The organism is Deinococcus ficus (assembly GCF_003444775.1).
GTDB lineage: Bacteria > Deinococcota > Deinococci > Deinococcales > Deinococcaceae > Deinococcus > Deinococcus ficus.
Genome location: NZ_CP021081.1, coordinates 448,118 through 471,931 on the forward strand (window position 1 = coordinate 448,118; position 23,814 = coordinate 471,931).

A 23,814-nucleotide genomic window follows, 5' to 3' on the forward strand; every position below is an offset into this window, starting at 1 on the left:
AGCAGGGGGCCGGATGGCCTAGCGGAGGACGGGTGGGAGTGCGTACAGAACAGGGTTTCTGCACCTTCCCTTCTGGGTAGCCCTGGGGACTATGGCGCGTGTGTGATTTTCTTCTCTTGTGGACGCCGGGGTCCAGTTAAGGGTATGGTGAGCCTGTCTAGAGCCCCCTACGCCACTCCAAAGTAAAGGTGAGCCATGCACAACCGCCCTACCCCCCCGATCCCATGGAGGACCAGCACGTGCCCCGCACCCTCATCCTGATCGCCGTCGCCCTGGCGTCCCTGGTGGCCGGGCTGGGGGCGTTCACGTTCACGCACGCCAAAGGCTGGTCGTACCTCTCCAAGGACCCCAAATCCTGCATCAACTGCCACGTCATGAACCCCCAGTGGGACTCCTGGCAGCACAGCAGCCACAAGAACGTCGCGGACTGCATCACCTGCCACATGCCGCACACCTTCGTGAACAAGTGGTACACCAAAGCCCTCAACGGCTGGAACCACGGCAAGGCCTTCACCACCGGGAACTTCCCCGAACCCATGGTGATCACAAAACGCAACAAGGAAATCGTGCTGGAAAACTGCGTGGAATGCCACAAGACCACCGTGAGCACCATGCACGTCTCCATGTCCAAGAAACACGAGGCCGACGAGCCCACCTGCACCACCTGCCACGGCAACGTCGGGCACCAGGGCAACAAGTAACCGGCCGCCCCCGCGCCCGCCTTCCCGCCCCATTCCCCAGGAGGAACCCCCGCCCATGACACGACCCGGAACCCGCCCCCGCCCCGCCGTCTGGCTGCTCCTGATCGCCCTGTTCGCCGCGGTCGGCGTGGCCGTGGGCATGCTGCTCACCAACATCCAGCAGCGGCACGACGAGGCCGCGACGCAACCCGCGCAGTTCGTGACCATCCCCGACTTCGAGACCGACCCGGCCGTGTGGGGCAAGAACTGGCCCCGGCAGTACGACTCCTTCATGAAGACCAAGGAGACCGGCGTGCGCACCCCCTACGCCGGGAACGAACCCTTCGACAAACTGGCCGCCAACCCCCTGCGCAAGAAATTCTGGGCCGGGTACGCCTTCGAGGTCGAGTACAACGAGGATCGCGGTCACTACTACTCCCTGATTGACCAGCGCGAAATCCGCCGCGTGAAGGAACGCAAGCAGCCCGGCACCTGCGCGAACTGCCACAGCGCCGATGTGCCGCGCCTGATCAACACCATGGGCTGGGCGAAGATGAACAAGACGCCCTACAACGACCTGAACAAGGCCGAACTGCACCAGGGCGTGTCCTGCGGCGACTGCCACAGCAACAAGGACATGAGCCTGACCATTACCCGCCCCGCCTTCGTGAACGCCATGGCCAAACGCGGCGTGGACGTGAAGGAAGCCACCCACCAGCAGATGCGCACCTACGTCTGCGCGCAGTGCCACGTCGAGTACTACTTCGAGAAAGACAGCAAGGAACTCATCTTCCCCTGGAGCGAGAGCAAGAAACTCGAGGACGGCATCACCATCGAGAACATCAGCACCTACTACCAGAAAGACGGCCACACCGACTGGAACCACACCCAGACCGGCGGCCCCATGATCAAGATGCAGCACCCGGACTACGAGATGTACTCCACCGGCATCCACGCGAAAAACGGCGTGGCCTGCGCCGACTGCCACATGCCCTACACCCGCGAGGGCGCACAGAAGGTCAGCGACCACTGGGTGCGCAGCCCCCTGCAGAACCTGAACAACGCCTGCCAGACCTGCCACAAGTCCAGCTCCGACGAACTGCGGAACCGCGTGGTCACCATCCAGAACCGCACCCGCGACATGCAGGCCAGCGCCGAAGCCGCCATCAGCGACGCCATCGACGCCATCGTGGCCGCCAAGGACGCCGGCGCCACGCCCGAACAGCTGAAGAAAGCCTACGACCTGCACCGCGAAGCGCAGCTGCGCTGGGACTTCGTGGACGCCGAGAGCAGCATGGGCTTCCACAGCCCGCAGGAGGCCACCCGCGCCCTCGGGCACAGCGCCGACATGGCCCGCCAGGCGCAGCTGGAAGCCACCCGCCTCCTCAACCAGCAGTAACCCGCGCCTCCCAGGGGACCCCGGCCACGCGCCGGGGTCTTCCACCGTTCAGGCGCCCACCGGCAACCAACCCCGCGCGGTTCCCGTACCGGAGGCATGGCAGACCTCCACGGACGCATCGGCGGGACCCTCACCGGCTACGACCTCAAGGCGCGCTGGAACGGCCAGACCCTCGACGGCCGCATCGGCGGGGTGTTCGACGGCAAGGATATTCACCTCACCGTGGCGGCCGGGGAGGTGGACGGCCGCGTCGGTGGGACCTTCGCGGGCTTCGACGCCGACGGCCAGCTCAGCCCGCAGGGCGTGCAGGTCCGCCTGGGCGGCCACGTGGTCGGTGACGACGTGCACCTCCGCGTTCAGGGCGACCGCGTCACCGGCCGCTACTCCGGGCGCATCGACGGCAAGGACGTGCACCTCGTGCGGGACGGCGACCAGCTCACCGGCCGCATCGGCGGCACCTTGGAAGGCAAGGACGTGCACCTCCATGTCGGGCCGGTGCCCACCGAACTGGCCGCGCTCGCGGCCGTGTGCGCCTACAAGGCTCTGGAAGACGAGCAGAGCAGCCAGGCCGCCAGTTCTGCCAGCAGCGGCAGCTGACCCGCGCGTCGCGCGGGCCGTTCACGCCCACAGTTGCGCGCTGGAACGCGTGCTACGTTCCGCAGCAGCATGGAAACGAAACCGCGCACGCTGGGTGAACTGCTCCAGACGACGGAGTACGCAGGCCGCCGGCCCTTCGACAACCAGATCAGACTGGTGCAGGACGAGGTCCGCGCCAACCTGACCCGCAAACTCCGCAGCGGAGAGCCGCTGTTCCCCGGCGTGGTCGGGTACGACGACACCGTCATCCCCCAGCTCGTGAACGCCCTGCTCGCCCGGCAGAACTTCATCCTGCTGGGCCTGCGCGGCCAGGCGAAAAGCCGCATCCTGCGCGCCATCACCGACCTGCTCGACCCGGAAGTCCCGGTCATCGCCGGCGTGGACATGCCCGACGATCCCCTCAACCCCGTCGGCGCCGAAGGCCGGCACCTGCTCGAAGCGCACGGCCTGGACCTCCCCATCCGCTGGCTGCCCCGCGCCGAACGTTACGTGGAGAAACTCGCCACGCCGGACGTCACGGTCGCCGACCTGATCGGCGACGTGGACCCCATCAAGGCCGCCCGGCTGGGCACCAGCCTGGGCGACACGCGCAGCATGCACTTCGGCCTGCTGCCCCGCGCCAACCGCGGCATCTTCGCCGTGAACGAACTCGCCGACCTGGCCCCCAAGGTGCAGGTCGCCCTGTTCAACATCCTTCAGGAAGGCGACGTGCAGATCAAGGGCTACCCCATCCGCCTGGAACTGGACGTCATGCTGGTCTTCAGCGCCAACCCTGAGGACTACACCGCCCGCGGCAAGATCGTCACGCCCCTCAAGGACCGCATCGGCAGCGAGATCCGCACCCACTACCCCACCGACGTGCGCCAAGGCATGGAGATCACCGCGCAGGAAGCCGTCCGCGCCGAGGGCGTCGTGGTGCCGGGCTTCATCGCCGAACTCATCGAGGAGATCGCCTTCCAGGCCCGTGAGGACGGCCGAGTGGACAAACTCAGCGGCGTGTCCCAGCGCCTCCCGATCTCCCTGCTGGAAGTCGCGGCCGCCAACGCCGAACGCCGCAGCCTCACCACCGACGACGCCCCCGTCGTGCGCGTCAGCGACGTGTACGCCGGCCTGCCCGCCATCACCGGGAAACTCGAACTGGAGTACGAGGGCGAACTCAAGGGCGCCGACAACGTCGCCCGCGACGTGATCCGCAAGGCTGCCGGCGCCGTGTACGCCCGCCACTACGGCAGCGCCGACACCAAAGCCCTGGAAAAATGGTTTGACGCCGGGAACGTCTTCCGCTTCCCGCAGGGCGGCGACGCTGCCAGCGCCCTGAAGGCCGCGCAGGACGTCCCGGACCTCCCGGAACTGGCCGCCACCGTCGCCGGCAGCAGCGACGACGCCGTGCGCGCCGCCGCGGCCGAATTCGTGCTGGAAGGCCTGTACGGCCGCAAGAAACTCTCCCGCGCCGAGGAGCTGTACGCTGCGCCGGAACCCGAAGTGAAACGCGAACGCGGCGGCCGCTGGAACTGAGCGCCGTCAGGTGAGGGCCGGGCAGGGGAGAGCATCCCCGCCCGGCCCTGGCCCTCTTCGTTGGATCAGTCCTGCTCGCCGGTTGCGGCGGCCTGCTGCCGGTCCAGGCACTCGATCATGGACACGGCCACGGCCGCCACCTGCACCAGTTCCCGGCGGTAGTCGTCCAGCGTGCGCGGGCCACGCTCGGGCGCGGCCTTGTCGAACTGGTGAAAGTGGTACTCCAGCGCCGCCTGGTTCACCTCGCCGACCTCCTCGCCCAGAATCATCAGCCAGGTGGGCGGGTCGTGGTTCTGCACGCCCCACTTCGCGTCCTGCCGCAGTCGTTCCTCCAGGACCTCTTCCAGCACCCGGCGCGTGCCGGCCGCGTCCAGGGTGCGGCTCACGCGAGGGCGTCCCGGAGGGTGCCGGCCAGCGCGTGAATGCCCTCGCGGATCTGGTCGGGGGTGGCGCTGGTGTAGCTCAGGCGCATGGTGTTCTTCCCGCCGCCGTGCGCGAAGAAGGGACTGCCGGGCACGTACGCGACCTTGCGTTCCACGGCCCGGGCCAGCAGGGGCGTGGTGTCGATGTCGCCGGGGACCGTCACCCACAAGAACATGCCGCCCTTCGGCCGGGTGAACGCCACGCCCTCCGGGAACTCGGCCTCCAGGCGGGAAATCATGAACGCCGCGCGTTCCCCATACGCTTTTTTCACCACGTCCACCTGCCGGGGCAGGATGGGCAGCAGTTCCGTGATGATCATCTGGTTCAGGGTGGGCGTGTGCAGATCCGCGCCCTGCTTCGCCGTGATGAGTTTCAGGATAACCGGGCTGGCCGCCTGTACCCACGCGTCCCGCAGACCGGGCACCAACGTCTTGCTGAAACTGCTGCAGTAGATGACGTGGTTGCCCTCCACACCCCCAGCCCGTTCCAGGCCCAGCTCGTACAGGCTGGGGTAGGTCTCCCCGGTGAACGTGAGCTGACCGTACGGGTCGTCCTCGATGACCGGCACGCCGTGCCGCGCGGTGATCTCCACCAGACGGCGGCGGCGTTCCAGGCTCAGGGTGCGGCCGGTGGGGTTCTGGAAGTTCGGGATGACGTACATGACCTTCACGCTCGTGCGGGCCAGCAGGGCCTCCAGGGCGTCCACGTCGATGCCCTCGTCGTCGGTGGGGATCTCCTGGTAGGTCGGCAGGTACGGCTGGAAGGACTGCAGCGCGCCCAGGTACGTGGGCGCCTCGACCAGCACGGTGTCGCCCTCGTCGATCAGGACCTTGCCGAGCAGGTCCAGCGCCTGCTGGCTGCCGGTGGTGATCTGCACGTTCGCGGCCGGAATGCTGTGCCGCGCCGCGATCCATTCACGCAGCGGCGGGTGGCCCTCGGTGGTGCTGTACTGCAGGGCGGCCGGGCCGTACCTCGTCAGGACGGCGTCGGCGGCGCGGCGCACGTCTTCCAGCGGGAACAGTTCCGGCGCGGGCAGCCCCCCGGCGAAACTGATCACTTCGGGCCGCTGCGTGACCTTCAGGATCTCGCGGATGGCGCTGGCACTCATGGTCTGCGCCCGGCGCGAGAGCCGCGACGTGAAATCGAAGGCAGGAACGGCGGAGGCAGGCACGGACATGACTGCATGCTACGCCCGGGCCGCCTGTCCGTGCCTTTTCAGGTCCAGCCGGGTAAAGTGAGGCGGTCACCTTTTCGAAGGTCCCGGCCCAGAGCCCCAGTTCACCCAGGAGGAACCCCCATGCTCGTTACCGGTAATGACATCCTCGTGCCCGCCCGCGCCGGCAAGTACGGCGTCGGCGCGTTCAACACGAACAACATGGAAATCACCCAGGCGATCATCCACACCGCCGAACGCCTGCGCAGCCCCGTGATCGTCCAGATGAGCGAGGGTGCCATCAAGTACGGCGGGCAGGACCTCGCCAACATCGTCATCGACCTCGCGACCCGCGCCACGGTGCCCGTCGCCCTGCACCTCGACCACGGCAGCAGCTACGCCTCGGCGCTCAAGGCCATCAAGATGGGCTTCACCAGCGTCATGATCGACGCCTCCCACCACCCCTTCGAGGAAAACATTCACGAGACCCGCCGCGTCGTGGAAGCCGCGCACGCCATGGGCATCAGCGTGGAAGCCGAACTCGGCCGCCTGGGCGGCATCGAGGAGCACATCGTCGTGGACGAGAAGGACGCCTTCCTCACCGACCCCGAGGAAGCCGTGAAGTTCATCGAGCAGACCGGCACCGACTATCTCGCCATCGCCATCGGCACCAGCCACGGCGCGTACAAGGGCAAGGGCCGCCCCTACATCGATCAGGCCCGCATCCGCAAGATCGGCGAACTGACCAGCATTCCCCTCGTCGCGCACGGCAGCAGCGGCGTGCCCGCCGAGATCGTGCAGCGTTTCCGCGCGGGCGGCGGCGAGATCGGCGATGCGGCCGGCATCGCCGATGACGACCTGAAGGAAGCCACCCAGCACGGCATCGCCAAGGTGAACGTGGACACCGACCTGCGCCTGGCGAGCACCGTCGGCATCCGCGAGGTGCTGCGCGACACGCCCAAGGAATTCGACCCGCGCAAGGTGTTCGGCAAGGCGCGCGAGGTCATGGCGACCATCGTCGAGCACAAGATGGGCGTGCTCGGCAGCATCGGCAAGGCCTGAGACTGGCCTCGGGTCCTCCCCCCAACCGGGGGGGCTGCCCTGACCGGCAGCTGACCTGAAAAAGCGCCTTCCTGAGGCGCAAACCACCACAATTCTCACCGTGCCGCCCTAAGCTTTAGTCGCGATGAAGGCGGCACCCGTCCTGTTTCCCCTGCTGACCCTGACGGCCCTGGCCGCCACGGCACCCAGTCCCCTGCCCGGCGGCTGGCAGGGCAAACTGGCCGCCATGCTGCCCCTGCCCGGGCAAAGCGCCACCGTGCTCACGCGCGGCGTGACGCTCGCCAGCGTGGAACTCGGCCGGCGGGTCGCCACGGTCGGCGGGGACCGCGCCGCCTACGAGGACCTGATTGCCGAGGTGTCCCGCGGCGCTACACCTGAGTACAACGAACGCCTGGGCATCTCCCGCGAGGAGTTCAAGCGGTACCTGGTGTTCCAGCCCACCCTGGTCGCCACCGCGAAAACCGTGCGGCTGCCTGTGACCCGCGACAGCGCCCGCGTGATGTTCGGGGACGTGGCGGGCCTGGGCGGGGTGCTCAAGGGCGTGAGCATCGACCTGCGGAGCGGGGACATGACCACCCCCGAGGGCTTCACGGCGAAGATCGCGGCCTTCAAACCCAACCCCACCGACCGGACCCTGGACGTCCGCAGCGGCTTCCAGTGGAAGATCCGCGGCAACGACATCAAGACGTTCAGCGGCATCAACGGCACCCTGAACCTGTGGCTGCTCGGCAGCGGCCAGATCGTCCTGACGTACGAGCGCAACAGCATGATCCGCAACGTGACCAGCAAGGGAGAAATCATGCTGGGCTACACCCGCTGACCTGTCCGCCCTGTCTGCAAGACGGAAGAACGCCGCCCCTGCCAGTGCAGCGGGCGGCGTTCGCGTGAGCGCGTCTTACATGTGCAGGGCGCGTTTGTCCGCGGCCAGCGCGGCTTCCTTCACCACTTCACTCAGGGTGGGGTGGGCGTGGATGGTGCGGGCGAGGTCCTCGCTGCTGCCGCCGAACTCCATGATCGCCACGACCTCCGCGATCAGCTCCGACACGTTCCCGCCGACCATGTGCACGCCGATCAGGCGGTCCGTCTGCGCGTCCGCGACGACCTTCACGAAGCCGCGCGGGTCGCCGTGGCCCAGGGCGCGGCCGTTCGCGCTGAACGGGAACTGCCCGGTCTTCACCTGCAGGCCCTGCGCCTTGGCCTGCTTCTCCGTCAGGCCGGCCCAAGCGATCTCGGGGCTGGTGTAGATCACCCAGGGAATCACGTCGTAGTTCACGTGCCCGGCCTGCCCGGCCAGCATCTCGGCCAGGGCCACGCCCTCTTCCTCGGCCTTGTGGGCCAGCATGGCGCCGCCGATCACGTCGCCGATGGCGTACACGCCCGGCAGGTTGGTGCGGTAGTGGCTGTCCACCTTCACGAAGCCCCGCTCGTCCAGCGCGAGGCCCACGCTGTCCGCGCCCAGACCGTCGGTGTTCGGCACGCGGCCGATGCTCACGATCAGCTTGTCGAAGGTCACCGTGACCTCCTGCTCCTTCTCGGTGTACGTGACGCTCACGCCACCGTCACTCTGCTCGACCTTGCTGATGTTCACGCCGAAGTGGAATTCCAGGCCCTGCTTCTGGAACTGCTTGAGGGCCTCTTTCGCCACGGCGTCGTCGGCGGCCATCAGGAAGCCGGGCAGGGCCTCCAGGACCGTGACCTGCGCGCCCAGGCGGCGCCACACGCTGCCGAGCTCCAGGCCGATCACGCCCGCGCCGATCACGCCCAGTTTCGTCGGCACCTGCTCGAAGGCCAGCGCGCCGCTGTTCTCCACCACGTGCCCGCCGAAGGGCGCCAGCGGGAGCGCGCGGGGGTTGCTGCCGGTCGCCACGATCACGTGCTTTGCCTTGACTTCCGTGCCGGCGGCGTCCACCACCCAGGCGTCGCCGTCCTGCCGCACGAACTGGCCGTACCCGTGGAAACTCGTGACCTTGTTCTTCTTGAACAGGTACGCGATTCCGCCCGTGAGCTTATCCACCACGCCCGCCTTGCGGGACAGCATCTTCCCGAGGTCCACGCTGGCGCCCTGCACCGTGATGCCGTGGTCTGCGAAGTCGTGCTGAAGCATCTCGTACTTCTCGCTGGAATCCAGCATGGCCTTGCTGGGAATGCAGCCCACGTTCAGGCAGGTGCCGCCCAGACTGGCCTTTCCGTCACGGGTAAAGGCGTCCACGCACGCGACCCTGAACCCCAGCTGAGCTGCCCGAATTGCCGCCACGTAGCCCGCCGGGCCGCCGCCGATCACCAGAACGTCAAACGTCTCCATAACCACCACCGAGCGTACCACCCGCCCCCCGCACCGACTGTCGCCGCGCGCGCCTGCGTTCCCCGCACAGGAACAGCCCGCGTCCAGAACCCCCGACCTGCGTGGGTGAAGTTCTGCCCAAGCCCCACTGCCCGTTCAGCCCGCTTGCCCTGACTACGCTGGGGCATGACGACCCAAGCCATGAAAGACCTCGCCCGGCGCATGCGCGGCATGGACCTGTGCATGCTCACCACCGTCAGCAGCTACGGCCGCCTCGCCAGCCGCCCCATGAGCAACAACGGCGAGGTCGAGTACGACGGCACCAGTTACTTCTTCACCTGGGCGGACTCCCGCATGGTCAGGGACATCAGCGAGAACCACCACGTGCAGCTGAACTTCCGTGCCGACAAGGGATTCCTGTTCGTGGCCGTGCAGGGCGAGGCGCGCGTGCTGACCGACCGCCGCGTCATGAAAGACCACTGGCACGACGAACTGCGCCAGTGGTTCAAGGACGGCCTGGACACCGAGGGTCTCGTGATGCTGGTCGTGGACGCCAAACGCATCCAGTGGTGGGGCGAGGACGACGGCCACATCGAGCTCTGAGCACCGCAGCCATGAAGAGAGGCGGCCTGCCCCACCGGGGGACAGGCCGCCTGACGTTCAGTGCGTCTCCCTCAGGGCGTCTGAGGGGCGGTGGGGGGCGCCGCAGGATCGGTCGGCGGCGTGGCCGGGTCCGCCGGAGCAGCCGGGTCGGCCGGCGCGTCGGAACCGGGCTCGGCAGGCTCTTCCGGCTCGGCGGGGGCCGCGGGCTCCGTCTCGGTGGCCGGGCTGGCCGGCTCCCTGGTCGGTTCCGCGCTGGTCGGCGCCGCACCGGCAGAGGCCAGCGCCCGCGACAGGCTGACGGTCACCACGCCCAGCTGCTGCCGCACGCTGAGCTGCACGGTCTGCCCGTCCTTCTGCAGGGTGGCGCCGGTGTCCGTCTGGCTCTGCACGGTGTACCCCTCGGCCTTCAGCTGCTCCAGCGTGCGGGGCAGCACGTCCTTCACGGTCCCGGCGTAGATCACGGCCTGGCCCAGCACGGTGGTGACCGTCTTCAGCGGCTGCTCGCCCGTCAGTGGGGCCAGGGTAGGGGAGGCGGGCGCGGCCGTGGCGGGCGCCGGTTCGGCCGGGGTGGTCGGAGCTGGGTCCGTCGCGGGCGGGGTCTCCGTGGGCGGGGTGGGCGGCGGCGCCGGCTCGGTGGGGGGCGTGGTGGGCGGAGGTGTGGTCGGCGGGGTGTCCTGCGCCAGAGTGGCGCCGCTCAGCAGCAGCAGGCCCAGGGAAATGGTCCGGAGAGCAGTGGCGGTTCGGTTCATGACGTTCCTCCAGGTGGTCGACCCGGCCCCAGGTGGGCCGCGTGGGCCACTTTGTTCGGGCGGGGCCGGGTGATGGCCGCTCCTGCCGCCGCAGCGACCGTGCCGCACCTTGCGGTGCGGGCCGGTGGGCTGGGCGGAGCGGACCTGAGAAAACCTTAACTGCGCTTCCTGTGGGCCTTCCCACCAGAATCTCAAGAGCGTCTTGGGCGGCCTGAAGGCAAACCCGCATGGAGGGGCCATCGGATTCAGCAGCCACTCATGCAGATCTCAGCAGGCGGGAGGAACGCACACCCTCAAACGTGACCTGATGGCCTTTCCATACTCCGCCGGCCCCAAGCTTGAATGAGAACTTCACCTCATGCGTGGCGCGCACGGGCACGACAGGGACAGGCCGCCCTCTCATTTTCACCTGAGCGGCCGGCTCATCCGCTTCGGTTCCGGGCACAAAAGAAGGCGGGCGGCTCCCTAAGGAAGCCGCCCGCCCGGACCCGCACGACGATCAGGCCGCGCCGACCTTCTCCGCGATGATCCCCTCGATGTACTTCACGACGCTCTCGAGCGGCACCCGGGACAGCACGTCCTCCAGGAACGCCGTGACCAGCATTTTCTCGGCAAGTTCCTTGCGGATGCCGCGCGAGCGCAGGAAGAACAGCGCCTCCTGGTCCACCGGGCCCGTGGTGCTGCCGTGGCTGCAGCGCACGTCGTTCGCGTTGATTTCCAGCTGCGGCACGCTGAAGTTCCGCGCCTCGCTGCTGAGCATCAGGGTGCGGTGCTTCTGGTACGCGTCGGTCTTCTGGGCGTTCAGGTCCACCTTGATCATGCCGCTGAACACGCCCACGGACTCGTCGCTGTTCACGCCCTTGTACAGCAGGTCGCTGTGCGCGTGCGCGGCCGCGTGGTGCTGCAGGGTGTAGTGGTCGAAGTGCTGGTCGTCCGACGCGAAGTACAGGGCCAGCATCTCGCTGTCCGCCCCGGTGCCGCGCAGGTACGACTGCATTTCCGTGCGGGACAGCGTGCCGCCCATGGTCACGACCAGGCTGTTCAGGGTGGCGTCCTTCTCCACGTCGCCGCGCTGGCGCTGGATGTGCGTCACGCCCTTGCCCCAGTTCTGGATGGATACGTACCGCAGGCGGGCGCCGGTCTTCACGACGAGTTCCACCGCGCCGATCGCGTACGTGCCGGGCAACTCCTCGCTGTCCTGCTCGTCGATGAACGTCACCTGGGCGTTCTCCTCGGCGACCACCAGCGTGCGGGTGGCGGTGTACGTGCCGGCCTCGCTCATCACGCGGAAGGCGCCCAGCGGCAGGTCCACTTCCACGCCGCGCGGCACGTACACGAACGCGCCGTTCGTCCACAGGGCCGCGGCCAGGGCGCTGAACTTGCCCTCGCTGGGGTCGGGGCTCTTGCTGGGCGTGGTGCCGGGCGCGGCGATGGTGGTGTCGTCCGGCACTTCGGCCGGCACCACGCTGTACAGGTACTGCTGCACCTTGTCGGCGTGCTGTTCCACGGCCGTTTTCAGGTCCGTGAAGATCACGCCCTGCGCGGTCAGGGCGGCCGGCAGTTCGGTGCGGTACACCACGTCCGGCCCGTCGAACACCAGGAACGCTCCGGCGTCGGTGCTGCTCAGGCGCTTCTGCACGCTGGCCGGCAGGCGGGCCGTGTCGGTGATCACGTCACGCTTGGCGTGGGGGCGGAGGTTCTCGAAGTCCACGTCCACGCGGGTGTACTTCCAGGCTTCGACCTGTTCGGTGGGCACGCCCAGCGTGTTGAACAGGTTCAGTGCCTCGCTGCGCTTTGCGGTCAGCCACTCGGGGCCGCCGGCCTGCGCGAGTTGTTCGTTGAATTTGGTCATGCCTTACCCGACGCTCCCTTCCATTTCCAGTTCGATCAGGCGGTTGAGTTCCACCGCGTACTCCAGGGGGAGTTCCTTGGCGATGGGTTCGATGAAGCCGCGCACGATCAGGCCGGCGGCCTCGTCCTCGCTCAGGCCGCGGCTCTGGAGGTAGAGGATCTGCTCGTCGTTGATCTTGCTGACGGTCGCCTCGTGGCCCACGCTGGCGTCCTTCTCCTCGATCTCGATGTAGGGGTAGGTGTCGGTGCGGGCTTCCTCGTCGAGCAGCAGGGCGTCACATTCCACGTTGGTCTTGCTGCCGCGCGCGCCTTCGTAGATCTTCACGAGGCCGCGGTAGCTGCTGCGCCCCGAGTCCTTGCTGATGCTCTTGGACACGATGGTGCCCGAGGTGTAGGGCGCGAAGTGCACGATCTTCGCCCCGGCGTCCTGGTGCTGACCGCGGCCGGCCATGGCGATGCTCAGCACCTCGCCGCGGGCGCCTTCTTCCAGCAGGTAGCAGGCCGGGTACTTCATGGTGACCTTGCTGCCCAGGTTGCCGTCCACCCACTCCATCACGCCGTTGCCATACACCGCGGCGCGCTGGGTCACGAGGTTGTACACGTTGTGCGACCAGTTCTGGATGGTGCTGTACCGGAAGCGCGCACCTTCTTTCACGACGATCTCGATCACGCCGCTGTGGAAGCTGTCAGAGCTGTACGCGGGGGCGGTGCAGCCCTCGATGTAGTGCGCCTGCGCGCCCTCGTCGATGATGATCAGGGTGCGTTCGAACTGCCCGCTGCTCTCGGCGTTGATGCGGAAGTACGTCTGCAGCGGGATGTCCACCTTGACGCCCTTGGGCACGTACACGAAGGACCCCCCGGACCACACGGCGCTGTTCACGGCCGCGAACTTGTTGTCCTCGGGCGGCACGATGGTTGCGAAGTGCTCGCGGAAGAGCTCCGGGTACTCCTTGAGGCCGTCCTCGATGCTGAGGAACACCACGCCGAGCTTCTCCCACTCCTCCTTGAGGTTGTGGTATACCATTTCCGATTCGTACTGCGCGCCCACGCCGGCCAGCGCGGCCCGTTCGGCCTCGGGGATGCCCAGGCGCTCGAAGGTCTGCTTGACGTCCTCGGGCACGTCGTCCCAGTTGCGGGCGTTGAAGCCTTCGGGCTTGATGTAGTAGTAGATCTCGTCGAGGTTCAGGCCGGAGAGGTCCGCGCCCCATTCGGGCATGGGCTTGCTGTAGAAGATGTCCAGCGCCTTGAGGCGGAAGTCGAGCATCCACTGCGGCTCGTCTTTGGCCTTGCTGATCATCTCGACCACTTCGCGGCTCAGGCCCTTGGGGGCCTTGATGGCGTACTTCTCGGGGTTGCTCCACCCGTACTCGTACGTCGTGTTGATTTCACTGGCTTCAGGATTGACGGTCATGTGCTCTCCTTGGGGGTGGGCGGAAGGCGAGATCGGGCCGGGGCGCGGTCACGGGACGCGGGCGGGCCGCTTTCACCTGCCGCCGCGTGCGCCTCAGGCGGTCGCCAGTTCCTTGACCCAGTCATAGCCCTGGGTGTCGAGTTTCTTGGCGAGTTCGGGGCCGCCGGATTCCACGATGCGGCCGTTCAGGACGATGTGGACCTTGTCGGGGACGATGTAGTCCAGCAGGCGCTGGTAGTGGGTGATGATCAGGCCGCCCAGGCTCTCGCCGCGCATGCTGTTCACGCCCTTGGCGACGATCTTCAGCGCGTCCACGTCGAGACCGGAGTCGGTTTCGTCCATGATGATGTAGTTGGGTTCCAGCATCAGCATCTGAAGGATCTCGTTGCGCTTCTTCTCGCCGCCGGAGAAGCCCTCGTTCAGGTAGCGCTCGACGATGCTCTCGTCCCATTCCAGGGTCGCGAGGGCCTTCTGGAGCTTGCCGTAGAACTCGGTGAAGGAGACTTCCTCGCCTTCGGCCTTGCGGGCCTGCATGGCCAGGCGCAGGAAGTTGGCGATGGTCACGCCGGGGATCTCGACGGGGTACTGGAAGGCCAGGAAGACGCCCAGGCGGGCGCGTTCGTCGGGTTCCATCTCCAGGATGTTCTGGCCGTCCACCAGGATCTCGCCTTCGGTGACGGTGTACTCGGGGTCGCCGACGATGACTTTGGCCAGGGTGCTCTTGCCGTTGCCGTTGGGCCCCATGATGGCGTGCAGTTCGCCGCGGGGCACCACGAGGTTGATGCCGCGCAGGATTTCGGTGTCGCCGACTTTGGCGTGCAGGTTGCGGATTTCGAGCTGGTGGGTCATGCGCTCTCCTTGGGGGGGTTGGGGTTTCAGGCCGCTTCCTTTTCAGGAATGGTTCCTGTTTTGCCTTCACATCTTAGCCGAAACTTGAGTACCCCACTGTGGATTGCCCCCGGGTGTTCCTGCCCCAGTCGCACCCTGGGACAGCAGCCCCGGCCGCGAAGCCTATGCTCCAGCCACATCGATCAGGCCGACCTGATCGCGCAGCGGGCCCACCAGAACTCTGTCGCCCGGCGACCCTCCTCGGCCCCGATGACCAGAGGAGTCGTTTATGGTTCTGTTGCAGGTCGTGGTCGTACTGGGCGCCATTCTCATCGGCGCGCGTCTGGGTGGGGTCGGTCTGGGGGTCATGGGCGGCCTGGGCCTGGCGCTGCTCACCTTCGTGTTCGGACTCAACCCCACCTCCCCCCCCATCGACGTGATGCTGATGATCGTGGCCGTCATCACGGCCGCCGCCACCATGCAGGCCGCCGGCGGCATGGAATGGCTGGTCCGCATGGCCGAGATGCTGCTGCGCAAGAACCCCTCGCGCATCACCTTCATGGCCCCGCTCGTCACCTATCTGTTCACGCTGTTCGCCGGGACCGGCCACACCGCCTACTCGGTCCTGCCGGTCATCGCCGAGGTCTCCCGCGAGGCCGGCATCCGCCCCGAACGCCCCATGAGCATCGCCGTGATCGCCTCGCAGCAGGCCATCACCGCCAGCCCCATCAGCGCCGCCACCGTCGCCCTGCTGGGCCTGCTCGCCGCGCAGAACCCTGAGATCAGCCTCTTCGACATCCTCAAGGTGTGCGTGCCCGCCACCCTGGTCGGCGTGATGGCCGGCGCGCTGGCCGTGTTCCGCAAGGGCCGCGAACTGAACGACGACCCCACCTACAAAGAGCGCCTGGACCGCGGTGAGATCGAACCCGTCGCCCCGCACACCCAGAAACCCGCCCTGCCCGCCAGCGCCCGCACCAGCGTGAGGATCTTCCTGGCCGCCGCGCTCGCCATCGTGCTGGTCGGCTCGGTGCCCGCCCTGCGCCCCCTGGTCCCTGACCTGAAGGACCCCACCGCCCTGGTGCCGCTGGGCATGCCGTACTCCATCGAGATGATCATGCTCAGCGCCAGCGCCCTGATGCTGCTGCTGTGCCGCGTGAAGGCCGAGGACGTCGTCAAGGGCAGCGTGTTCCCCGCCGGCATGGCCGCCGTGATCGCCATCTTCGGGATCGCCTGGATGGGCGACACCTTCATCGCCGCGCACATCGACTCCCTCAAGGGCGCCGTGGAAGGCCTCGTCAGGACGCAGCCCTGGGTGTTCGCCATCGCCCTGTTCGTCATGAGCATCCTGCTCTACAGCCAGGCCGCCACCATCCGCGCGCTCGCACCGCTGGGCATCGCCCTGGGCATCCCGGCACCCTTCATGATCGCCATGTTCCCCGCCGTGAACGGGTACTTCTTCATCCCCAACTACCCCACCGTCGTCGCCGCCATCAACTTCGACCGCACCGGCACCACCGGCATCGGCCGGTACCTCCTGAACCACAGCTTCATGCTCCCCGGGCTGGTCGCCACCGTCGTGACCATCAGCACCGGCTTCCTGCTCGCCACCCTGCTGTTCTGACCCGCCCCCGCCGCACCGGAGCTGCCGCGGCCCACCCCCCGCTCCAAAGGAAGACAGATATGACCTACCGCCTCGAAAAAGACTTCCTCGGTGAAAAACAGGTCCCCCAGGACGCCCTGTACGGCATCCAGACCCTGCGCGCCATCGAGAACTTCCCCATCACCGGCCTGCGGCTGCACCCCTCCCTCATCCGCGCCATGGCCCTGGTGAAAAAAGCCGCCGCACTCGCCAACGCCGAAACCGGCAACCTGGACGCCGGACTCGCCGACGCCATCGCCCGCGCCGCCGACGAGGTCATGGCCGGCCAGTGGCACGCGCACTTCCTGGTGGACCCCATCCAGGGCGGCGCCGGCACCAGCATCAACATGAACACCAACGAGGTCCTCGCCAACCGCGCCCTGGAACTCCTCGGGGACCACAAAGGCCACTACGCGCGCCTGAGCCCCAACACGCACGTGAACATGGCCCAGAGCACCAACGACGCCTTCCCCACCGCCATGCACATCGCCGTGCTGGACGAACTGAAAAACCTGCTCGCCAGCATGCGCGACCTCGAAGCCACCTTCGCCCGCAAGGCGAAGGAGTTCGACCACGTCATCAAGATGGGCCGCACCCACCTGCAGGACGCCGTGCCCATCCGCCTCGGCCAGGAATTCGAGGCGTACCGCCGCGTGCTCGCCCGCGACATCGACCGCATCGCCCTGACCGGCGCGCACCTGCGGCAGGTGAACATGGGCGCCACCGCCGTCGGCACCGGCCTGAACGCCGACCCCGCCTACATCCGCGCGGTCGTGCAGCACCTCGCCGACCTCAGCGGCCACCCCATCACGTCCGCCGACGACCTGATCGACGCCACCCAGAACACCGACGGCTACACCGAGGTCAGCGCCATGCTCAAGGTCTGCATGATGAACATGAGCAAGGTCGCCAACGACCTGCGCCTGATGGCCTCCGGCCCCCGCTGCGGCTTCGGGGAACTGCACCTGCCCGCCCGGCAGCCCGGCAGCAGCATCATGCCCGGCAAGGTCAACCCCGTCATCGCCGAGGTCGTCAACCAGGTGGCCTTCCAGGTCATCGGCAACGACACCACCGTGTGCCTCGCCAGCGAAGCCGGGCAGTTTGAACTGAACGTCATGGAACCCGTGCTGATCTTCAACCTGATCCAGAGCATCACCATGATGACCAACGTCTTCACCGTGTTCCGCAAGCACCTCCTCGAAGACCTCAGGGCCAACGAGGACCGCCTGCGCGCCTACGTGGAAAGCAGCGTCGGCGTGGTCACCGCCATCAACCCCCACGTCGGGTACGAAACCGCCGCCCGCCTCGCCAAACAGGCCATCGACACCGGCCGGCCCATCCGCGACGTCGTGCTGGAAAGCGGCGCCCTGACCGCCGCCGAACTGGACGTCATCCTCAACCCCTACAACATGACCAGCCCCGGCATCAGCGGCGCCGAACTGCTCCAGGCGCGCCAGGAACCCGCCAGCACCCACTGAGCCCCCCCACGCAGGGCCGCGCCGCACTGGGGCCGCGCGGCCCTGACCCGTTCCCCGCGCGCCACATGAGGGCGCCGCACGGTCCTTTCACGCTTGCCACCCCCGCCCGTGTTACCCGTGAACGGTGAACGTCCTGGACCTGATCCGCGCCGCCGGACCGCTGTTGTGGGTGCTGCTGGCCCTCTCCCTGTACGTGGTCTACCTGAGTGCCCTGCGCGCTCAGGCCCTGGCGCGCCTGAGCGCCGACCCCCGCACCCTCACCGAACGGGCCCGGGCCGTCACCGCCGAAAGCGGCCCCCACGCCGCGCTGGCCGAAGTGGACCGCAGCGGCAACCACACCCCCGCCGCCAACGTCCTGCGCGCCGGCCTGAGCCGCGCCGACCGCGGCCCCGACGCCGCCGCCTCCGCCATGACCTCCACCCTCCTCGCCGAGGAAGGCCGCCTGTACGCCGGCCTGAGCGCCCTCGGCACCGCCGCCCAGGTCGCCCCGCTGCTGGGCCTGCTGGGCACCGTGATCGGCATGGTCCGCTCCTTCCTGGTGTTCGGCCAGACCGCCAGCCCCACCCCCGCGCAGCTCGCCCAGGGCATCAGCGAGGCCCTGATCAACACCGCCGGCGGCCTGATCGTCGCGATCCTCGCGTACGTCGCCCGCGGCGCCCTGCGCGCCCGCGCCGACCGCATCGCCCTGCACGCCGAACAGGTCCGCGAGGACCTCCCCACCTGGCTCGCCGCGCCCCACCCCGAGCCCGCCCGGGCCGCCGCACCCCTGCGCCCCGCCGTCCTGGAAGGCGCCGCCCGATGAGCGCCCGCCGGCGCCGCATGCGCGACGGCGGCGAGACCGTCACCTTCGACTTCGCGCCGATGGTGGACATCGTGCTGCTCCTGCTGATCTTCTTCTTCCTCACCAGCAGCCTCGGCGCCCGCCAGACCGCCCTGCCCCTGGACCTGCCGCGCGCCAGCAGTGCCGTGAAGGAAAGCCCCGCCCTGCCCATCGTGAGCGTGGACCCCGCCGGCAAGGTCTACCTGAACGGCGAGGCCACCCCCCTGACCAGCCTCGGCGCCCGCCTGCGGCCCCTCGCGCAGGCGTCCGGCGGCGTGGTCGGCCTGCGCGCCGACGAGAACGGCCAGTACGGCACCGTCGTGGAAGTCATGGACGTGATCCGCCGCGCCGGCGGCACCCGTCTCGCCCTCGGCACCCGCCTCCCCGCCGCCAGCGGCGCCACCCCATGACCCGCCCGCCCCGGACCCCGGCCCGGCCGGACCCGGACCCCCAGGCCCGCCGCGACCGGCAGCGGGCCGCCGGCGCCAGCGTGGCCCTGCACGCCCTGCTGCTCCTGGGCCTCCTCACCCGCCTGGACCCCCAGGCCCGCACGGCACCCAAACCCGCCACGCCACCCCGCCCGCCCCTGGAGGTCGTGGCGCTGCTCCCCCCGGACCCGCCCCCGGCACCCATCCCAGAGGCGCCCACGCCCGAACCGGACCCGGCCGATCCCCCGCCCGAACGGCCGACGCCCACCCCGCCGCGCCCCACCACGCCTCCGCCGACCCCTGCACCAGCGCCCCGCCCCAACCCAGCGCCGGCCCCGCAGCCCGCCGCCGCAGCGCCCGGCGGACGTCCCGGCACCGCCCGCAGCGCCACGCCCGCCGGCAGCGCCCCTGCGCCCTCCGCCGGCCCCACCGGCGCCCGTAACCCCGCCCCGCAACCCCCGGCCACGCCCGCGCCCGCCGCAGCCCCCACCCCGGCCACAGAAAGCAGCCCGGCAGCCCCCACGGCGCCGGCCGTCCCGGCCCCGGAGCCCGTCCCGGAGCCCGTCCCGGAGCCGCTGCCCGACCTGCCCGCCGACCCCACACCGGAACCCGAGGCTGTGCCAGAGCAGACCTTGCCTGAGGCCACGCCGGACCCCCTGCCGACGCCCGAGGAGTCCCTGCCGGACCCGGAGCCAGCCGGCGACCTGGCCTCCCTGCCGCCCCCGCCCGAACCCGATCCCCCCGCCGAGCCGACCCCCGCACCCCTGCCGGACCCCGAACCGGAGCCGGCGCCCACCCCTGACCCTGAGCCGACCCCAGAACCGACTCCCACCCCGGCACCGGAGCCGGCCCCCGAGCCCACTCCGAATCCCACGCCTGCTCCTTCGCCGGCCCCGACGCCAGCACCGGCCCCTCCCCCCGTACCAGCGCCCTCTCCCACGCCCTCACCAACGCCAGCCCCCACCCCGGCGCCGACGCCAGCACCTGCCCCCACTCCTGTGCCCGCCCCATCGCCCTCGCCCGCCCCGGACCCGGATCCCCCCGGCGACGCCGGAGGCCCCCCGGGCGGGGCCGACCCGTCCCCCACGCCGCCCGGTCCAGGCACCGGAGACCCAGGCGGCGGGTCCGGAGGGGGAGGTGCGGCCCCGGGCGACGCGCCGGGCACGGGCACCGGCGGCACCGGCAATGGCGGCGGAAGTGGCTCCGGGCCGGCCGGTCCGGGCAGTGGTCCCGGAGGACCGGGCGGCACCGGCGACGGAGACGGCAGTGGTGACGGCTCCGGCAGCGGGGGAGGGGGCAGCCCCGCCCCGGCGCCCCCGGCCGCGGCCGAACCGGAGCCCGGGAAGTGCGCGGTGATCGTGGACGTGCGCGGCCTGGGGAATTTTCAGCGGGACATGAGCAACTCGATCTTCGCGGAGGGCCAGCCGGGCACGCCGCTGTGGCCGGACCCGGAGAAGGTGCGGGGCGTGAGTTCCGCGCTGGTGAACGAACTGGGCCTGAGCGAGTCGTACACCACGGACGCCGCCATTCAGGCCCGGCTGCGGGACCTGGGCGTGCTGGCGGCGGACGTGACGCGCGTGAAGGCCAGCCGCGTGCAGGCGAGCCGCTTCGCGCCCCAGTCGGGGGTGCTGGTGGACGCCACACTGAACGCCGCGGCGGCTCGGGCGTTCCTGGCGGCAGGGGACGCCTGCCGCGTGATCTTCCTGAAGAACTGAGGCGTGCAGGGGCCCCTTTACGCGGGTGGGCCAGCCCGCCGGTAGACTCCGGGCATGCCTGCGTTTCCTCTCCTGGCCGTGGATATCGGCAACACCAGCACGGTCCTGGGCCTCGCCGACGAGTCCCTGACGCTCACGCACTCGTGGCGGATCCGCACGAACCGGGAGGAACTTCCGGACGACCTGGCGCTGGAACTGCACAGCCTGCTGTCCATGAGCGGCGCGCCGCGCCCGCACGCGGCGGTGCTGAGCAGCGTGGCGCCGCCCGTGGGGGAGAATTACGCGCTGGCGCTGCGCAAGCACTTCGGGCTGGAGCCGTTCACGGTGTCGGCCGCGAACCTGCCGGACGTGCGGGTGGAACTGGACCAGCCGGACGCGGTAGGCGCCGACCGGCTGTGTAACCTGTTCGGTGCGGAGCGCTACATGGCGGAGCACGAGTTCGCGGTGGTCGTGGACTTCGGGACAAGCACGAACTTCGACGTGATCGGCCGGGGCCGGCGGTTCATCGGCGGGGTCCTGGCGACGGGCGCGCAGGTGAGCGCGGACGCGCTGTTCGCCCGGGCGGCGAAACTGCCGCGCATCACGCTCACGGCGCCCGGCTCGGCGATCGGGAAGAACACCACGCACGCGTTGCAGTCCGGGCTGGTGTTCGGGTACGCGGAGATGGTGGACGGTTTGCTGCGCCGCATTCAGGCGGAATTGCCCGGCCCGGCCGTGAACATCGCCACCGGGGGCTTCTCACGCACGGTGCAGGGGTTGTGCCGCGAGATTCACCATTACGACGACACGCTGACCCTGCGCGGCCTGGTGGAGATGTGGGCCAGCCGCCCTGGGCGCTGAGGGGGATGGGCTCAGGTCAGCTGAGGGTGCACTGGTAGGTGCGGCCGTCCAGGTCGAAGCGCATGCCCAGCACGCGGCTGAGGCTGATCAGGGCGTTCATGGTCCATTCCTCGAACACCTCGCCGCGCGTCATGTACTGGTCGTAGTAGCGGTTCAGCACCGGGAGTTTGCGGGCGACCAGCACGCTGCGCAGCGCCGGTGTGTAGTCCACGCGCGCCACCCGCAGGCGCCGGCCCACGCGGGTCATGTACACCCGCGCGGCCAGGTCGGCTTTCTCCGGGGCGCGGCAGGTGACGCGCTTGAGCACGTTCAGCGGCGTGCCCTCGGGCACGAAGGTTTCCACGTACATGGGCGCGGCCTCCTGGGCCCGGGCGCTGCCGGGCAGGGCCGGCGGGAGCGGCAGGGTCAGGGCCAGCAGCGCGAGCAGGGAGTGCGGGGCGCGGCTCATGCCCGAGCATACCGTCCGGCCGGGGGCGACCGGTGAGCGGCATGAAAAACCCTGCCCCGGTCGCGTCCGGGGCAGGGGAGAGGGGGGGTCAGTTGAACAGTTCGGCGATCTGGAAGCACAGCCAGCCCAGGGCGATGCACACCGGGATCGTGAAGATCCAGGCCTGCACGATCCGCCCGGCGACCTGCCACTTGACTTTCTTGAAGCCCTTGGTGGTGCCCACGCCCATGATCGAGCTGCTGATGGTGTGGGTGGTGCTCACGGGAATGCCGAGGCGGCTGGCGGTCTCGATGATCAGGGCGGCGCTGGTTTCGGCGACGAAGCCGTCCACGGGTTTGAGGTCCACGACCTTGAAGCCCATGGTCTTGATGATCCGCCAGCCGCCCAGGGCCGTGCCGGCGCCCATGGCGGCGGCGGCCGAGAGAATCACCCACAGCGGCACGATCTCGATGGTGGTGTTGTAGTACGCGGCCAGTGCGAAGGTGATGATCCCCATGGTCTTCTGCGCGTCGTTGCCGCCGTGGCTGAAGGCCATGAAGGCCGCGCTGAAGATCTGCAGCCAGCGGAAGTTGCGGGTGACCGCCCGGGGCCGCATGCGCCGCAGGACCACCCAGCTGAGGATGAACATCAGCACGATGGGCACCAGGAAGCCCAGCACGGGGCTGGTGAGCAGACCGGTAATGGTCTTCTCCACGCCCTTGGGAATGATGATGCCCCACCCCCCGGCGGCGACGCCGGCGCCCACCAGGCTGAAGATCAGGGCGTGGCTGGAGCTGCTGGGCAGGCCCTTCCACCACGTGAACAGGTTCCAGAAGATCGCGCTGACCAGCGCGGCGCCCACCAGTTCCAGGGTGGCGTACTCCTGCGGGACGATGTCCTTGCTGATGGTCTTGGCGACGGCGGTGCCCATCAGGGCGCCGACGACGTTCAGGATGGCGGCCATGGCAATGGCCTGCGCCGGCGTGAGCACCTTCGTGGCGACGCTGGTGGCGATGGCGTTGGCGGTGTCGTGGAATCCGTTGATGAAGTCGAAGGCGAGGGCCAGGGCGACGACGACGATCAGGCCGAGCAGTGAGGCTTCCATTCAGTGGGCCTCAGGCGTTCTTCAGCAGGATGCTGGCGACCGTCTTGACCACGCGCTGGGCCTGGTCGGTCGCGTCTTCCAGCAGCCGCACGATCTCGCCGCTGCGCATGGCGGCGATCATGGCGGGCACGTCCTGCACGCCGTCGTACAGCGTCCGCTCGACCTGGTCGGCCAGGGCGTCGCCCTCGTCTTCCAGCGCGCGGATCTCCTTCTCGATGCGGCGCAGGTCGCCCATCTTGCTGTGCGAGTCCTCGATCAGGGGCATGCCCTGCGCGAGCAGCGCGCACTGCCGCTCGGCGATCCGGGCGATCTGCACCATTTCGGGCATGGGGCGCGCCAGGCGGTAGAGGCTGAGCTTGACGGCCGCTTCCTCCATGTCGTCCACCAGGTCGTCCAGTTCGCCGTTCAGGCTGATGATGTCCTCGCGGTCGAAGGGCACGATGAAGGACTCGGCCAGCAGGTCCGTCACCTCGCCGCTCAGGCGGTCGCCCTCGTGCTCCAGGTCCTGGATGCGCTGCACCTTGGCGTCCACGTCGGTGTAGTTCTCCAGCAGGTCCACCAGGGCCTGGGAGGTGGCGTGGGCGTTGCGGGCCATCGCGGCGAAACGCTCACTGAACTTGTGGTTTTGCGGCATGAATTTTGACAAGACCATGACAATCCTCCTGATTCTTCCCCCGAATGTCATGGCAATGTCAGGACACCCGGGCCGGGAAGCAGCGGGAGCCGGACCCGGCCGGCCTCCCGCGCGCTGCACACGTACTGTATCCCCCCTCGGCCGGGCCGGCTCTCCCCCCGCCGGGGGGCCGGGGG

At 69.0% G+C, this 23,814-nt stretch carries 23 protein-coding genes; 13 read left to right on the top strand and 10 right to left on the bottom strand.

Annotated elements, in window-relative coordinates; all coding sequences use genetic code 11:
* Positions 1-239: 239 nt before the first annotated feature.
* The 4 genes from nrfH (at position 240) to DFI_RS02255 (ending at position 4,191) form a co-directional block, all read left to right on the top strand.
* Positions 240-701 (top strand): cytochrome c nitrite reductase small subunit, encoded by a 462-nt coding sequence (gene nrfH / locus DFI_RS02240; protein WP_027463304.1) that lies wholly within the window; start codon positions 240-242, stop codon positions 699-701.
* 55 nt (positions 702-756) lie between these two features.
* Positions 757-2,079 carry an ammonia-forming cytochrome c nitrite reductase subunit c552 gene (locus tag DFI_RS02245; protein WP_051307920.1) on the top strand — a complete coding sequence of 441 codons (1,323 nt, stop codon included), beginning with the start codon at positions 757-759 and terminating at the stop codon, positions 2,077-2,079.
* A 96-nt stretch (positions 2,080-2,175) separates the two neighbouring features.
* Entirely contained in the window at positions 2,176-2,676 is a 501-nt protein-coding gene (locus DFI_RS02250) for a hypothetical protein (RefSeq protein WP_027463306.1), read from the top strand.
* A gap of 69 nt (positions 2,677-2,745) precedes the next feature.
* Positions 2,746-4,191 (top strand): sigma 54-interacting transcriptional regulator, encoded by a 1,446-nt coding sequence (locus DFI_RS02255; protein WP_027463307.1) that lies wholly within the window; start codon positions 2,746-2,748, stop codon positions 4,189-4,191.
* A gap of 65 nt (positions 4,192-4,256) precedes the next feature.
* Here the strand turns inward: DFI_RS02255 and DFI_RS02260 are convergent, their stop codons facing one another.
* A complete protein-coding gene (locus tag DFI_RS02260; RefSeq protein ID WP_022800304.1) occupies positions 4,257-4,577 on the bottom strand; it encodes a MazG-like family protein in 321 nt (106 codons plus the stop codon).
* A complete protein-coding gene (locus tag DFI_RS02265; RefSeq protein ID WP_027463309.1) occupies positions 4,574-5,791 on the bottom strand; it encodes an aminotransferase-like domain-containing protein in 1,218 nt (405 codons plus the stop codon). The genes DFI_RS02260 and DFI_RS02265 overlap by 4 nt, the downstream gene beginning before the upstream one ends.
* A 120-nt stretch (positions 5,792-5,911) precedes the next feature.
* Here DFI_RS02265 and fba point away from each other — a divergent pair, with 120 nt between their 5' ends.
* On the top strand, positions 5,912-6,829 hold the full coding sequence (gene fba / locus DFI_RS02270) for a class II fructose-1,6-bisphosphate aldolase (protein ID WP_022800302.1): 918 nt from the start codon (positions 5,912-5,914) through the stop codon (positions 6,827-6,829).
* 124 nt (positions 6,830-6,953) lie between these two features.
* The gene (locus DFI_RS02275) at positions 6,954-7,649 is read left to right on the top strand and encodes a hypothetical protein (protein WP_027463310.1); all 696 of its coding nucleotides are present in this window, start codon (positions 6,954-6,956) and stop codon (positions 7,647-7,649) included.
* Positions 7,650-7,724: 75 nt separating this feature from the next.
* On the opposite strand, the gene lpdA is transcribed toward DFI_RS02275, so the two are convergent.
* Positions 7,725-9,131 (bottom strand): dihydrolipoyl dehydrogenase, encoded by a 1,407-nt coding sequence (lpdA, locus tag DFI_RS02280; RefSeq protein WP_027463311.1) that lies wholly within the window; start codon positions 9,129-9,131, stop codon positions 7,725-7,727.
* Positions 9,132-9,296: 165 nt separating this feature from the next.
* Between lpdA and DFI_RS02285 the strand changes: the two genes are divergently transcribed.
* On the top strand, positions 9,297-9,713 hold the full coding sequence (locus DFI_RS02285; protein ID WP_027463312.1) for a pyridoxamine 5'-phosphate oxidase family protein: 417 nt from the start codon (positions 9,297-9,299) through the stop codon (positions 9,711-9,713).
* 71 nt (positions 9,714-9,784) lie between these two features.
* Here the strand turns inward: DFI_RS02285 and DFI_RS02290 are convergent, their stop codons facing one another.
* The 4 genes from DFI_RS02290 to sufC all read right to left on the bottom strand — a co-directional run bounded on the left by DFI_RS02290 (position 9,785) and on the right by sufC (position 14,573).
* Positions 9,785-10,462, bottom strand: a complete 678-nt coding sequence (locus DFI_RS02290) for a hypothetical protein (RefSeq protein WP_027463313.1) — start codon at positions 10,460-10,462, stop codon at positions 9,785-9,787.
* Between the two features lie 499 nt (positions 10,463-10,961).
* Positions 10,962-12,314, bottom strand: coding sequence for a Fe-S cluster assembly protein SufD (sufD, locus tag DFI_RS02295; protein ID WP_027463314.1), 1,353 nt, complete (start codon positions 12,312-12,314; stop codon positions 10,962-10,964).
* Positions 12,315-12,317: 3 nt separating this feature from the next.
* Complete coding sequence (gene sufB / locus DFI_RS02300) at positions 12,318-13,724, bottom strand: Fe-S cluster assembly protein SufB (RefSeq protein ID WP_022800296.1); 1,407 nt, start codon at positions 13,722-13,724, stop codon at positions 12,318-12,320.
* Between the two features lie 93 nt (positions 13,725-13,817).
* Positions 13,818-14,573, bottom strand: coding sequence for a Fe-S cluster assembly ATPase SufC (sufC, locus tag DFI_RS02305; protein ID WP_022800295.1), 756 nt, complete (start codon positions 14,571-14,573; stop codon positions 13,818-13,820).
* Positions 14,574-14,841: 268 nt separating this feature from the next.
* Here sufC and DFI_RS02310 point away from each other — a divergent pair, with 268 nt between their 5' ends.
* From DFI_RS02310 to DFI_RS02335, 6 genes are all read left to right on the top strand, one after another.
* Entirely contained in the window at positions 14,842-16,173 is a 1,332-nt protein-coding gene (locus DFI_RS02310; protein ID WP_027463315.1) for an anaerobic C4-dicarboxylate transporter family protein, read from the top strand.
* A 59-nt stretch (positions 16,174-16,232) separates the two neighbouring features.
* Complete coding sequence (aspA, locus tag DFI_RS02315) at positions 16,233-17,669, top strand: aspartate ammonia-lyase (RefSeq protein ID WP_022800293.1); 1,437 nt, start codon at positions 16,233-16,235, stop codon at positions 17,667-17,669.
* Between the two features lie 124 nt (positions 17,670-17,793).
* Positions 17,794-18,471, top strand: coding sequence for a MotA/TolQ/ExbB proton channel family protein (locus DFI_RS02320; RefSeq protein ID WP_043778484.1), 678 nt, complete (start codon positions 17,794-17,796; stop codon positions 18,469-18,471).
* Positions 18,468-18,899, top strand: coding sequence for an ExbD/TolR family protein (locus tag DFI_RS02325; RefSeq protein ID WP_043778486.1), 432 nt, complete (start codon positions 18,468-18,470; stop codon positions 18,897-18,899). The genes DFI_RS02320 and DFI_RS02325 overlap by 4 nt, the downstream gene beginning before the upstream one ends.
* Positions 18,896-20,632, top strand: a complete 1,737-nt coding sequence (locus tag DFI_RS20920; protein WP_162899069.1) for a hypothetical protein — start codon at positions 18,896-18,898, stop codon at positions 20,630-20,632. The genes DFI_RS02325 and DFI_RS20920 overlap by 4 nt, the downstream gene beginning before the upstream one ends.
* A gap of 54 nt (positions 20,633-20,686) precedes the next feature.
* On the top strand, positions 20,687-21,472 hold the full coding sequence (locus DFI_RS02335; protein WP_022800288.1) for a type III pantothenate kinase: 786 nt from the start codon (positions 20,687-20,689) through the stop codon (positions 21,470-21,472).
* A 16-nt stretch (positions 21,473-21,488) separates the two neighbouring features.
* Here DFI_RS02335 and DFI_RS02340 read toward each other — a convergent pair whose 3' ends face one another.
* The 3 genes from DFI_RS02340 to DFI_RS02350 form a co-directional block, all read right to left on the bottom strand.
* Positions 21,489-21,920, bottom strand: coding sequence for a hypothetical protein (locus DFI_RS02340; protein ID WP_022800287.1), 432 nt, complete (start codon positions 21,918-21,920; stop codon positions 21,489-21,491).
* Between the two features lie 88 nt (positions 21,921-22,008).
* Positions 22,009-23,004 carry an inorganic phosphate transporter gene (locus DFI_RS02345; protein ID WP_027463318.1) on the bottom strand — a complete coding sequence of 332 codons (996 nt, stop codon included), beginning with the start codon at positions 23,002-23,004 and terminating at the stop codon, positions 22,009-22,011.
* Between the two features lie 10 nt (positions 23,005-23,014).
* Positions 23,015-23,656, bottom strand: a complete 642-nt coding sequence (locus DFI_RS02350; protein WP_022800285.1) for a DUF47 domain-containing protein — start codon at positions 23,654-23,656, stop codon at positions 23,015-23,017.
* Positions 23,657-23,814 lie beyond the last annotated feature (158 nt).

Bases quoted from the DNA above. Each gene is read 5' to 3' on its own strand.
- DFI_RS02340 (WP_022800287.1), bottom strand. From the start codon at position 21,920: ATGAGCCGCGCCCCGCACTCCCTGCTCGCGCTGCTGGCCCTGACCCTG.
- DFI_RS02245 (WP_051307920.1), top strand. From the start codon at position 757: ATGACACGACCCGGAACCCGCCCCCGCCCCGCCGTCTGGCTGCTCCTG.
- DFI_RS02275 (WP_027463310.1), top strand. From the start codon at position 6,954: ATGAAGGCGGCACCCGTCCTGTTTCCCCTGCTGACCCTGACGGCCCTG.
- sufD (WP_027463314.1), bottom strand. From the start codon at position 12,314: ATGACCAAATTCAACGAACAACTCGCGCAGGCCGGCGGCCCCGAGTGG.
- DFI_RS20920 (WP_162899069.1), top strand. From the start codon at position 18,896: ATGACCCGCCCGCCCCGGACCCCGGCCCGGCCGGACCCGGACCCCCAG.
- DFI_RS02255 (WP_027463307.1), top strand. From the start codon at position 2,746: ATGGAAACGAAACCGCGCACGCTGGGTGAACTGCTCCAGACGACGGAG.
- aspA (WP_022800293.1), top strand. From the start codon at position 16,233: ATGACCTACCGCCTCGAAAAAGACTTCCTCGGTGAAAAACAGGTCCCC.
- sufC (WP_022800295.1), bottom strand. From the start codon at position 14,573: ATGACCCACCAGCTCGAAATCCGCAACCTGCACGCCAAAGTCGGCGAC.
- DFI_RS02350 (WP_022800285.1), bottom strand. From the start codon at position 23,656: ATGGTCTTGTCAAAATTCATGCCGCAAAACCACAAGTTCAGTGAGCGT.
- lpdA (WP_027463311.1), bottom strand. From the start codon at position 9,131: ATGGAGACGTTTGACGTTCTGGTGATCGGCGGCGGCCCGGCGGGCTAC.
- DFI_RS02310 (WP_027463315.1), top strand. From the start codon at position 14,842: ATGGTTCTGTTGCAGGTCGTGGTCGTACTGGGCGCCATTCTCATCGGC.
- DFI_RS02345 (WP_027463318.1), bottom strand. From the start codon at position 23,004: ATGGAAGCCTCACTGCTCGGCCTGATCGTCGTCGTCGCCCTGGCCCTC.
- DFI_RS02285 (WP_027463312.1), top strand. From the start codon at position 9,297: ATGACGACCCAAGCCATGAAAGACCTCGCCCGGCGCATGCGCGGCATG.
- DFI_RS02290 (WP_027463313.1), bottom strand. From the start codon at position 10,462: ATGAACCGAACCGCCACTGCTCTCCGGACCATTTCCCTGGGCCTGCTG.
- DFI_RS02250 (WP_027463306.1), top strand. From the start codon at position 2,176: ATGGCAGACCTCCACGGACGCATCGGCGGGACCCTCACCGGCTACGAC.
- fba (WP_022800302.1), top strand. From the start codon at position 5,912: ATGCTCGTTACCGGTAATGACATCCTCGTGCCCGCCCGCGCCGGCAAG.
- sufB (WP_022800296.1), bottom strand. From the start codon at position 13,724: ATGACCGTCAATCCTGAAGCCAGTGAAATCAACACGACGTACGAGTAC.
- DFI_RS02265 (WP_027463309.1), bottom strand. From the start codon at position 5,791: ATGTCCGTGCCTGCCTCCGCCGTTCCTGCCTTCGATTTCACGTCGCGG.
- DFI_RS02325 (WP_043778486.1), top strand. From the start codon at position 18,468: ATGAGCGCCCGCCGGCGCCGCATGCGCGACGGCGGCGAGACCGTCACC.
- DFI_RS02335 (WP_022800288.1), top strand. From the start codon at position 20,687: ATGCCTGCGTTTCCTCTCCTGGCCGTGGATATCGGCAACACCAGCACG.